This is a genomic window from Agrobacterium sp. CG674 (assembly GCF_053521645.1).
The window spans coordinates 118747-131035 of the sequence record NZ_JBNWDZ010000001.1 but is presented as its reverse complement, the minus strand read 5'-3'; the positions used below and the strand labels follow the sequence as shown (position 1 = coordinate 131035).

The 12289-nt window shown below is 58.8% G+C and carries 7 protein-coding genes; all 7 read right to left on the bottom strand.

Features of this window, described 5'->3' with window-relative positions:
* Positions 1 to 103: 103 nt before the first annotated feature.
* Positions 104 to 1168 carry a tryptophan--tRNA ligase gene (trpS, locus tag ACQZ51_RS00620; protein WP_448774472.1) on the bottom strand — a complete coding sequence of 355 codons (1065 nt, stop codon included), beginning with the start codon at positions 1166 to 1168 and terminating at the stop codon, positions 104 to 106.
* Between the two features lie 100 nt (positions 1169 to 1268).
* Entirely contained in the window at positions 1269 to 1676 is a 408-nt protein-coding gene (locus tag ACQZ51_RS00615) for a VOC family protein (protein ID WP_448774471.1), read from the bottom strand.
* Positions 1676 to 3265, bottom strand: coding sequence for a murein biosynthesis integral membrane protein MurJ (gene murJ, locus ACQZ51_RS00610; protein WP_448774469.1), 1590 nt, complete (start codon positions 3263 to 3265; stop codon positions 1676 to 1678). Before murJ ends, ACQZ51_RS00615 begins: the two co-directional genes overlap by 1 nt.
* A 7-nt stretch (positions 3266 to 3272) precedes the next feature.
* Positions 3273 to 6101, bottom strand: coding sequence for a [protein-PII] uridylyltransferase (locus ACQZ51_RS00605; protein WP_448774468.1), 2829 nt, complete (start codon positions 6099 to 6101; stop codon positions 3273 to 3275).
* A gap of 118 nt (positions 6102 to 6219) precedes the next feature.
* Positions 6220 to 8871 carry a DNA mismatch repair protein MutS gene (mutS, locus tag ACQZ51_RS00600; RefSeq protein WP_448775689.1) on the bottom strand — a complete coding sequence of 884 codons (2652 nt, stop codon included), beginning with the start codon at positions 8869 to 8871 and terminating at the stop codon, positions 6220 to 6222.
* Between the two features lie 171 nt (positions 8872 to 9042).
* Complete coding sequence (gene olsB / locus ACQZ51_RS00595) at positions 9043 to 9924, bottom strand: l-ornithine N(alpha)-acyltransferase (protein ID WP_042616390.1); 882 nt, start codon at positions 9922 to 9924, stop codon at positions 9043 to 9045.
* A 99-nt stretch (positions 9925 to 10023) separates the two neighbouring features.
* A complete protein-coding gene (locus tag ACQZ51_RS00590) occupies positions 10024 to 12276 on the bottom strand; it encodes an ATP-binding protein (RefSeq protein ID WP_448774466.1) in 2253 nt (750 codons plus the stop codon).
* Positions 12277 to 12289: the final 13 nt, after the last annotated feature.

Below are 12289 nucleotides of genomic sequence, written 5' to 3'. Positions count from 1 at the left end.
CCTGTTTCCCCCGTCACGGCAAAGCCGCCCGACGCCCCGGGCGGACTTTATATCAAATTCCCGCGATTAAAAATGCTTCGACAGACGGGAAATGATCTTCGCCTTAGCGAAGGAAACCGATGATGTCGCGCACTTCATTCATCGTTTTTTCTGCAATAACCCCTGCCCGTTCGCCACCCTGCTTGAGGATCGCGTCAATGTGGCTCACATCATCCAGAAGGCGGCGCATCTCGCTGTTGATCGGGGCGAGTACGTTCACGGCCAGATCGACAAGGGCTGGCTTGAAGGCGGAAAATTGCTGCCCGCCAAATTCGGTGAGAACATCAGCCTTCGTTTTGTCGGACAGGGCTGCATAAATACCGACAAGGTTCTCGGCCTCCGCACGGCCCTTCAGGCCCTCGACTTCGCTCGGCAAAGCATCAGGGTCCGTCTTCGCCTTCTTGATCTTTCGCGAAAGCGTATCGACATCATCCATCAGATTGATGCGCGACAGGTCTGACGGATCGGACTTCGACATTTTCTTCGTGCCGTCCTTGAGCGACATAACACGCGGGGCCGGGCCACCGATCAGTGGCTCCACCATCGGGAAATAGGCATGAACCGGCTCGTTACCGACGGTGATGTCGATGCCGAGGTTTGCATTTTTGATGTTGTCGCTGAAATCGATATTGAACTTCTGGGCGATGTCGCGTGCCAGTTCAAGATGCTGTTTCTGGTCGTCGCCCACGGGAACGTGGGTTGCGCGATAGACCAGAATGTCAGCGGCCATCAGGCTTGGATAGGCGAGCAGGCCGAGCGAAACCTGTTCGGCATTCTTGCCCGACTTGTCCTTGAACTGCGTCATGCGCTCCATCCAGCCGATGCGCGCCACGCAGTTGAACACCCAGGCAAGTTCCGCATGCTGCGGAACGGCAGACTGGTTGAAGACGATGTGCTTGACCGGATCGATACCCGCCGCAATGAAAGCCGCAGCAATCGAGCGCGTCTGCGCCTTCAGATCGCTGTGGACCAGTTGCGCGGTAATGGCGTGCATATCCACGACGCAATAGATGCAGTCATTGTCTTCCTGCAGCGCCACGAATTTGCGGATCGCGCCGAGATAGTTGCCGAGGTGGAGATTTCCGGTTGGCTGGACGCCTGAGAAAACCAAAGGCTTGAATGCGTTCATGATCGTCCTCGAAAAGGCTTGTGGAGGGCCTTGCCTCATGTTTCAAATTGGCCGCGCTTATGCACCCGCAACAGCCTGTAATCAAGGAGTTTCGGTGATTTCAGCGCGCGGGCTGCAATAGATCCCATTTGTTGCCGTAGATATCCACGAAGACGGCCACAGAGCCATATGCCTCGTGGCGTGGCTCCTCCAGAAACTGGATGCCCCTTGCCGTCATGAGCGCAAAATCGCCAGCAAAATCATCGGTGTGTAGAAAGAAGCTGACACGCCCGCCCGTCTGGTTGCCGATGGCCGCATCTTGTTGTGGACCATCGGCCTGCGCAAGCAGCAGCCCAAATCCAAGGGTTTCCCTCGGTGTAACCACAACCCACCGCTTTCCGTCGGGAAGTGGCTCATCAGACACGCAGTCGAAGCCCAGGAGATCGCAATAGAAAGCCTTCGCCCTGTCGTAGTCATCAACGACAAGCGTTACGAGGGCGAGATGTCTGGACGACACAAAACTGGCCATCAAGTCTCCTTGTCTTCGACCACGGTCTTCGGCTTGCGTTTCAGTCCCCGCTTGACCATGCCAAGGCTTGCTCCACCTGAGAGAAAGGCCAGTCCGAAATAAAGGACTGCGGCGGCAAAAACGAGGCCGAGAAGCGTTCCGGCTCTGACCGGTATGGATGCGGCGGATGACAGCTCGAATGCAAAATAGGCAAGCGCGTAGTGGATGGCCAAGGCCATGAGTCCCGCCGCAATCAGAAGCCGGGGAATGCGGGTCAACAGTGGGAGGTCGATTTTCCAATGGCCGCGCCATAGAAGCATACCGAACAGCAGAGCCGCATTCACCCAGCCAGCGGTGATTTCGGCGGTCGCAATGCCGGGGCCGCCATAGGCCGGAAACAGGGTGAGCGCCATCGAGACGTTCACGACAACCGAAATGGCCGCAAAGATCATTGGAGTGCGGGTGTCTTCGCGGGCAAAGAAACCGGGAATGAAAGCCTTGATCAGCACGAAGGCAGGAAGGCCAAGGCCATAAATGCCTAAGATCTCCGCTACTGTTCCGGTTGCGGATGCGGAGAAGTTGCCGCGCTCATAGAGGAAGCGCACGATGGGCTCGGCCATGACCAGCAGGGCGGCGGCGGCAGGCAGCGTCAGGAACATCACGAATTCGACGGAGCGGTTTTGCAGATTGGCCGCTTCCACCTGATGCCCGCCACGCAATGCGCGGGCAAGCTCCGGCAACAGCACCGTCGCCACAGCAATGCCGACAACACCCAGCGGCAGCTGATAGATGCGGTCCGCATAGGCCATCGACGAGATGACGCCATCCTTGCCGGATGCGATGTTGGTGTTGATCAACAGGTTGATCTGCGTAATGCCGCCGGTGATGGCTGCGGGAAAGGCCAGCACCAGCAGGCGCTTGACGTTGCCGGTCATGCGCGGACGTCGAAAGCCGATCTTGATACCGGCATTGCGCACCGCAAGCCAGACGATGGCCAGTTGCACGAAACCAGCCGCCATGACACCCCAGGAGAGCGCGAAGCCCACCTGCAACGGGTCATAATTCTTCCACCAGGCAAAACCCAGCACGCCGATAAGGATGATATTGAGGAAAACAGGCGCAATGGCTGCCGCGAAATAGCGATGCAGCGAGTTCAGCATGCCGCCCATCATCGCCGCCAGCGACATGCAGGCAAGATAGGGGAACATGATCGTTGCGAGGCGAACGGTGTTATCGAATTTTGTGGGATCATCGACAAAGCCTGGCGCGATCACCGTGCGCACAATGAACGGCATCGACACTTCCATGAGGATCGTCAGCACCATCAGCACGGTAAAGAGAACGCCGAAAACCTCTTCCGAAAAGCGCTTGGCGCCTTCCATGCCGTTTGCTTCGATTTCCTTGGCAAAGAGTGGCACGAAGGCTGAGTTGAAGGCGCCCTCGGCAAAGAGGCGGCGGAACGTGTTGGGAAAACGGAATGCCGCATTGAAGGCATCCGCCACCGGCCCCGTGCCCACGGCTGCGGCCATCAGCATCTCACGCCCGAAGCCAAATAGCCGGCTACCGAGTGTAGCAAAGCCGACGGTTGCGAATTTCGCGATCAATCCCATTGTGTCGTCAAGCCTTCGCGGTGCGTGCAGCGGGCAGAGCCGCGACATCGGGATGGGCGATGATGCCCGATGGCATACGGTCGCGCAGTTCGTCTTCCTGCTCGGCCATCACGGCTTTCAGGCGTGAGGCGATGCTGGCCTGGCGGTTGTCGGTCATCACCTTCTGGCCGAAGAGATCGGTCACATAGAATGTATCGATGACCTTCTCGCCGAAGGTGGTGATGCGGGCAGAGGTGATGTCGAGCGACAGATCGGCCAGAACCGCCGTCATATCCGCCAACAGGCCGGGCCTGTCGAGGCATTCCACCTCGATCACCGAAAACTTGTTGGAAAGGCCGTTGGAGATGGTGACCGAGGGCGGAATGTTGAAGGTCTTGCTCTTCTTGCGGCTTTTGGTGCGCGTGGCGATGATTTCCGGAATGCCCTTTTTGCCTGCCAGAACCTCCTCGATCATCTTGCCGATGGTGTTGGCGCGGCGGGTCTCATCCTCATCGATGGGGAATTCGCGGTTGATGAGGATCGTATCAAGCGCACGCCCGTCCGAGGTGGTGAAGATCTGCGCATCGGCAATGTTGGCACCGGCAGCGGCACAGGCCCCTGTTATGATGGACAGAAGGCGTGGATGGTCGGGAGCCAGAACGGTGATTTCAGTGATGGCGTGGAACGAGTGGGTTCGCACCATGGTGGACAGTGCTTTTTCCTGCTTGTCCGTTTCGCGCAGAAAGCGCGTATGGCGGATCTGGTCGTTGAGATCAACAGACAGAAGATAGGGCTCGTAATGCAGGCCGGTATATTTGCGCCGTGCCTTCTGGCCCCAATCGGTCAGCGAATCGTACAGCGCCTGACGGGCGACCTTGGCGCGCTCCTTGCGCGATGTTTCCGAAAAGCCACCTGACAGCAACAGCTCGGTTTCATAGTAGAGTGTGCGCAAAAGCTGGCCCTTCCAGCCGTTCCACACATCAGGCCCCACGGCCCTGATATCGCAGACGGTTAGGATCAGCAGCATTTTGAGCCGCTCCATCGACTGCACCTTGTCGGAAAAGTCGGTGATCGTCTTGCGGTCGTGCAGGTCGCGGGTCTGCGCCACCATCGACATCAGCAGATGCTGCTCGATAAGCCAGACCACCGTTTCGGTCTGCTTGCTGGAAAGGCGGAAGCGCTGGCACAGTTTGCGCGCCACCCGCGCACCGGCAATGGAGTGATCCTCCTGCCGACCCTTGGCCACATCATGCAGCAACACCGCCACATAGAGCACCTCGCGGTCTTCAATCGCCGGCATCAGCTGGTTGACCAGCGGGTGGGTATCGACCGCATGCCCCTTTTCGATTTCCGACAGAACCGCCACTGAGCGGATCAGATGCTCATCCACCGTATAGTGGTGATACATGTTGAACTGCATCATCGCGACGATCTTGCCGAATTCCGGCATGAACTTGCCCAGAACGCCCGCCTCGTTCATCCGGCGCAGGGTCAAGGCTGGATCACGCCTTGATGTCAGGATGGAAAGAAACAGGCGATTGGCCTCTTCGCTTTCGCGCAGTTCATGGTTGATCAAGGCCATGGACCGGGTCACGACACGCAACGCATCCGGATGCAGTTCGAGATTGTTGATGTCAGCCACATGGAACAGCCTGATGATGCTGACAGGGTCATTGCGAAACACATCGGCATTGGCCAGCGCAATGCGGCCACGATCTTCCACGAATTCATCGGAACCGGGGATCTTGCGCAGCCGGTGGGCAAAGCGGCTGAAGACGCCCGAAAGGCCGGGCACATCCTTGGCCTGCCTGTCTTCAAGTGCTGCACACAGAATGCGGGTCAGGTCTCCCACGTCCTTGGCCACAAGGAAGTAATGCTTCATGAAGCGTTCAACGGCAGACAGGCCGGGGCGCGGCTGGTAATTCAGTGCGGCTGAAATCTCACGCTGAATGTCGAACGATAGTCGTTCTTCCGCCTTGCCAGTGATGAAATGCATCTGGCAACGCACGGTCCAGAGAAAGTCATCGGCCTTTTCGAAGAGTTTGAGCTCACGCTTTGAAATGACGCCCAGCTTGACGAGTTCTGCCGTGTCGCGGACGTGATAGTAATATTTGGCAATCCAGAACAGCGTGTGCAGGTCGCGCAAACCGCCCTTGCCTTCCTTCACATTCGGCTCAACCAGATAGCGCGTATCGCCTGCCTTGCGGTGGCGCTGGTCGCGCTCGGCAAGCTTTGCTGCAATGAATTCCGGCCCGCTGCTGGCCGCGACTTCGGTTTCGAAACGCCGCTCCAGCTCATCGGCCAGCGATTGCTTGCCGCAGATGGCGCGCATTTCAAGAATGGCTGTGCGGATCGTCATATCGGCCTTGGACAGGCGAATGCACTCATCCACCGTGCGCGTGGCATGGCCAACCTTGAAGCCGATATCCCACAGAATATAGAGAACAAACTCTATGGCCTTGGTCATTTCAGGGGTGTTTTTGGAGGGCAACAGGAACAGAAGGTCGATATCGGAGCCCGGTGCCAGCGTGCCACGGCCATAGCCGCCAACGGCGGTGATTGCGATCTGGCACGCATCATTGGGGTAGACATGCTCACAGGCAAGGTCAAACAGCACTTCGATCAAGCGGTCCTGAAGCCATGAAATCCGGCGCGCGCAATCGATACCGCCGCCTTCCGTATCCAGCAATTCACGCGCTTTTTCCCGGCCTTGCGCACTGGCTTTCTTGAAAATCGGCAACAGGTCGGCGCGCACATCGGAAACGCGCTGCCCATCGCCCTGAAAGACGAGTTGGCATTCCCGCTTCAGCGCATCAACATCCAGTATCGATGAGAAATCCAGGTCTTTCATGGCCATTGATGCCGATATCCATTTCATCCGGTCTATGCATTCGGCATAGGCCTATAGCGATTTTTAGGCGTGATGGACAGGCACATCTAAAGTTCAGTGCCCTTCACAAGGCGCACTGTAAGGCTCAAGCCTTGCCAAGTTGTTTCTTGAGCACATAAAGCGCATCCAGCGCCTCACGGGGGGTCATCTCATCCGGGTTGAGCGCCTTCAGCGCCTCATCCACCTTGGAATTGCCGTTGCTGCGGCTTTCCTCTCGCCGCACGGCAATCTGAAACAGCGGCAGATCATCAATCAACTGGCTTGCCGGGTTCTTGCGGTCGGCATCTTCAAGCTGGTTGAGAACCGCCCGCGCGCGCTCGACGACCGACGCCGGAAGGCCGGCAAGCTTTGCCACCTGGATACCGTAGGAGCGATCGGCCGCACCGGGGCCAACCTCGTGCAGGAAGATCACGTCACCTTCCCACTCGCGCACTTTCATCGTGGCGTTGGACAGACGACCGAGCTTTTCAGACAGCACCGTCAATTCGTGGAAGTGGGTGGCAAACAATCCACGGCAACGGTTCACCTCATGCAGATGCTCCACTGCCGCCCATGCAATCGAGAGACCGTCAAAGGTCGCCGTGCCGCGCCCGATTTCATCGAGAATAACCAGCGAGCGGTCTGTGGCCTGGTTGAGGATGGCAGCCGTTTCCACCATTTCCACCATGAAGGTGGAGCGTCCGCGCGCAAGGTCATCCGACGCACCCACGCGGGAAAACAGGCGGTCGACAATGCCGATATGGGCCGCTTCCGCCGGAACGAAGGAGCCGATCTGGGCCAGAATGGCAATCAGCGCATTCTGGCGCAGGAAGGTGGATTTACCGCCCATATTCGGGCCGGTCAGCAGCCAGATCGCGCCGTTGCGATTGCCGTTCACAGCCGAGAGATCGCAATGATTGGCAATAAACGGACCCGAGGACTGGCGGCGCAGCGCCTGTTCCACCACCGGGTGGCGACCGCCCTTGATGTCGAACATCATCGAGCCATCGACCACAGGGCGGCAATAGGCCTGTTCGGCAGCCAGATGTGCAAGACTTGTGGCGACGTCGATCCTGGCCAGCGCCTGCGCGCCTGCCTTGATGGCCTCCGCATTGGACACCACGGCCTGGACCATCTGCTCGAAGGCCTGCAATTCGATGGCGAGCGCCTGCGAAGCGGCATTGGCAATGCGGCTTTCCAGATCGGCAAGTTCGGTGGTGGTAAAGCGCATCGCGCCTGCCATGGTCTGGCGGTGAATGAAGCGCGCCTTGGCTTCGTCTCCCGTCATCATCACATCGGCATTGCCTGCTGTCACCTCGATGAAATATCCCAGCACATTATTGTGCTTGATCTTCAGCGACTTGATGCCCGTCTCTTCGGCATATTGCAGTTGCAGCCCGGCGATGACCCGGCGGGACTGGTCGCGCAGCGCCCGGATATCGTCCAGTTCGCTGTTGGAACCCTCCCGCACGAAACCACCATCGCGTTTCAGCAATGGCAACTCATCGGCAAGCATGGCGCTCAACATGCCCTCAAGCGGTACCGGAAGCGCCTTCAGCGCGGCAAGCGCCTCGGCCAGCTCATCCGGCAACAGGCCCTGATCCAGAAGGTCGGCAACATTGGCTGCGGCAGATAAGCCGAGCCGGATAGCGCCAAGATCCCGCGGCCCGCCGCGGTCCAGCGCCAGCCGCGACAGCGCGCGCGGCATATCAGCCACCTGTTTCAGTGCATCACGCAAACCATCGGATAGCGACACATCATCCAGTAGGTAGCCGATCGCATCCAGGCGTGCGTTGATCCTGTCGGCATCCGTCAGGGGCGACATCAGCCGCTCTGCAAGCAAACGCGCACCGCCACCGGTCACCGTGCGGTTGATGGCGTGAAGCAGAGAACCGTCGCGTTCGCCCGACAGCGTCTTGGTCAGCTCCAGATTGGCGCGTGTGGCGGGGTCGATGAACAGCGTCGAGGCGGCACTTTCCCGCTCAGGCGCGGCCAGAGGTGGGCGCTCGGCGATCTGGGTTTTTTCGACATAGGCAACGGCAGCGGCAGCCGCCGCCATCTCGACGCGGGAAAAGGTGCCGAAACCATCCAGCGTGGTCACGCCGAAATAGCGGGCAACCCGGCCTTCCGCCGTTGCGCTATCAAACAGAACTGCAGGCTGCGGCACGGCCACACGGCCCAGAACGTCAAAAACCGCTTTCAGCTCTTCATCATGAAACAGGCTGTCGGCAACAATCAGTTCCCGTGGATCAATGCGCCAGATATCGGCCAGAAGCCGCGTCAGCGTTGTCTCGGCCAGACGAAAGACACCGGTGGAAATATCGATCCAGGCCAGCGCAAACTGCGCCTCGGAACTGCCCTTGATGCGGGCAAGCGCCATCAGATAGTTGGATTCCTCGGGCGAAAGCAGCTTTTCTTCCGTCAGCGTTCCCGGTGTGACCAGCCGCACCACATCCCGGCGCACGACGGATTTCGAGCCGCGCTTTTTGGCTTCTGACGGATCTTCCGTCTGCTCACACACGGCCACGCGATATCCACGCAGAATGAGCTTTTGCAGGTAATCATCGGCTGCATGAACGGGCACGCCGCACATGGGGATGTCCTGTCCCAGATGCTGGCCGCGTTTCGTCAGCGTGATGCCCAGCGCGCGGGACGCTTCCGCCGCATCATCGAAGAACAACTCGTAGAAATCGCCCATTCGGTAGAACAGCAGCGAACCGGGGTTGTTCGCTTTGATCTCGATATATTGCTCCATCATCGGCGTGGCCGATGCGCGGCTTTCCGGTGAAACGAGCGAGGCGGTGGAATGAACGTCCGTCAATGGCTTTACAATATCGCTGTTGTCTAGGGGAAACGAGCACAGAGACTAACGGTCCCACCCCTTCACCACAACACACTCAAGCAGCCTGCCCACAGGAAGGTTCAAATCTTACCCGTTGAAGCGATAGGCCTCGCCGCCATAATAATTGATGTAGCGACCCGCAATCGATGAAACAGGCAGGATGACGAGAACATCCGTCGTGTTGAAGGCATGGTCGACGACGGCACCGGAGCCGAACATGGCACCAAGGCGCATGTATCCTTTGATGAGCGGTGGCATGCCCACAAGCGCCTTGCGCGGATTGATCGCCTCAACCGGCATCATGTCCATCTCGCGGTAAAGCTCCGGCAGCGCCTGCGCCGCCCAATCGCCCTTGGCACCGCAGGTGTGGTGCAGGAAGGACAGCGCCAGCGCATGGGCTTCCGGCTGGACACCGGGAAAGGATGCACAGCCAATCATGGCGTCCATGCGGTGGCGAACGGCATAGGCCCAGTTGCCCTGCCACAGCAATTCGACGGTTCGCTTGGTGCGATATTGTGGCAGCACGCAGGAGCGGCCAAGCTCCATGAAGCGTTTGCCGGGATGGCGGGCGATCAGGCCTTCGATATCGAATTCGCTGGCCGAGTAAAAACCATTATAGGCAAAGGCCGTTTCCTGGCGCAGCAGCCGGTAGGTTCCGACGATCTGGTCTTCCGGATCACCCTCTATCGAGTTGTCCAGCACCAAAAGGTGATCGCACACCGCATCGAACGCATCGATATCGCGGTTGCGGCGCATGGCGTCTGCGGGAAGCCGCGCACCCATTTCTTCCACAAAGACCCGGAAGCGGACATGTTGCGCCGCATCGATCTCGCGTTCGTTGCGGGCAAGCCGGGTCTCCAGCGGACCAATGCGCCCGAACACGTCGTCGTTGCGCGGTGGCGAAACCGGCCCGATATTTCCGATGACATTGCGTTCGCGAATGTCGTGTTCAAGAATTTCCGTGACCATGGAGAATCGCCCCACCACCGTGTTTGTTCTGGCTGTCATAAATCACTTCTTGACGACAAAACAGTGACAGTTAGCCGCGTAACAGGCAACAGTTCCGGCTTAAAAAACACCAGTGCGATTTTGTGGAAACAGTCGCAGCACTTCTTCGATTAGACGCTTGGGTTCCACCGGTTTGGCGAGCACGGCACTGATGCCTGCCCCTGCCAAAAATGATTGTGTATCCGGCGTCGTATCGCCGCTCAGCACCATGATGGGCAAGCGCTTTTGACTGTTCAAGGATGCGCTGAGACGCGGCAGCACCTCCAGCCCATCACCGAAAGGCATGTGAAGATCGGAAATGATGAGATCGGGCAAGGATGCGCTTTCCCCGGTCAAAGCATTGGTCAGGGCTTTGAAATCGGTGACCATTCGCACGCGGCAGCCGGATTTTTCCAGCACAGCCCGCAGAATACGGGCGTTGACAGGATCGTCCTCGGCTATGAGCACATCAAGCTCGTCGGATGTTTTATCGAGCGCGGATGAGAAGCCGAAGCCCGGATGCTGGTTGTCATTGATGGCATCGCGCCGTTCAACACCACGCAGGCGACCGCAGAGAACGTCGACCAGCGATTTTTCGCGCAGCGGACGGATCAACCAGGCATCGAAATCTTCCTTGGGCTGGGCAGCACGCTCTTCCGGATTGACGAGCAGGATCTGGCGCACGGGCCGATCAGCTCTGGATGGCCAGCTCTTCAAAGCGTCGCGGAACGACGCGGCCACACGGTGGTCGATGATGATATCGGTGACGTCGGCCAGTTCTTCAGGCGCTTGCAGCCTGTGCGCCTTCAACTGTCGTGGTGTCGAGAGCAATGTGCAGGTGCCTCCCAACGCCCGTATCACATCCGCTGTCGCGACAGCGGCAACGCCTGCTGGCGCAAGCAAAAGAACGTTGGATCTGGCAAGCGCCGCCGCGCGGCTGGGTGCCATATCGAGCACGGGTGCAGAGGCGGGCTTGAATGTGGCGGTAAAGACGCTGCCTTCACCCTTCCTGCTCTCCACCATCAGTGCGCCGCCAAACTCTCTGATAATTCGGGCGGATATGGCAAGTCCCAGGCCCGTGCCAGCATTTTTCTGAGATCTGGAGCCCGCCTGTTCGAACTCGCCGAAAATGCGGGCCTGTTCCGCCTTGCCGATGCCGGGGCCGGTATCCTGAACCGCAATGGACAGCGTCTCGCCGCTCATTGAGGCGCGCACCAGCACGCCGCCTTTGGTCGTAAACTTCACCGCATTTCCGATGAGATTGAACAGCACCTGGCGCAGCCGCGCCGGATCAAAATCGAGGCAATCCGGCACGTCTGCCGCGATGATAGAGGCGATCTCGATGCCTTTTTCATGGGCGCGGTGAGCCAGCATTTCCACCACACTCTCGATCAACTGGCGCAGGTTTTCCGCTCTCGGATTGAGCCTGAACCGCCCGGCCTCCATGGTGGAAAAATCCAGCAGGTCTTCAACGAGTTGCACCAGAGACTGCCCGGATTGACGCATGCCATCCAGATAATTGCGCTGCTCCTGCGTTAGCTTCGTCTGCGACAGCAGATGGTTCATGCCGAGAATGCCCGATAATGGTAGGCGAATTTCATGGCTGACGGTGGCCAAAAGGCGGCCCTTTGCGGCATTGGCGTTTTCAGCCCGCAGTCTTGCGTCTTCGCGGGTTCTGAGCGCTGCGCGCTCATCGGTCACATCACGCGCAAGGCTGGAAATGACCAGACGGCTGCTGGCCGGATCATTGGCCACCACATCATGCCATGTGAAAATGCGCTGGCCGTAGGGCGTGGCAATTTCCACATCATAGCAATGGGCCTTGCCACCAGGGCGGAATGCGATGCCGATTTCCTCACAGGTCTTGCCGAAGGGTTCCGCGCAGCCAGTCATTTCGCAAAAGGCGACGTTGGCGTTAACGATGCGCCGGTCCATATCGCGTGTCACGACAATGTCGCCCATCGCCTCATGGATTTCCGCCATCAAGGCCGCGTTCTGGCGGTGGCGCGCATCGAGGAGATTGGCGTGCTGCATGGATGCCTGGCGCAGCATGGAAGAGCGGACCATCATGTAGACGGCGCAGAACACGCAGATCGCCACCGAGACCGCCGCCATGTAGAGCGCAGCGTTGCCGCCGAGATAGACGGCGCTAGCGAAGGCAAAACCGCAACCGGCTGTGAACAGCGTCATTGCGCGGAGCAAACGGATATAAAGGGGTGATCTCAGCCGTTCCGCACGGGCGGGAACGGCCGACGCTATGGTCAGTCCCTCATCCGCCTCAACGGAACCGAATGTTTCGGACAGCCGGTCTTTCAGTATTGCCAATTCGCTCATGCAAGCGGTGCTA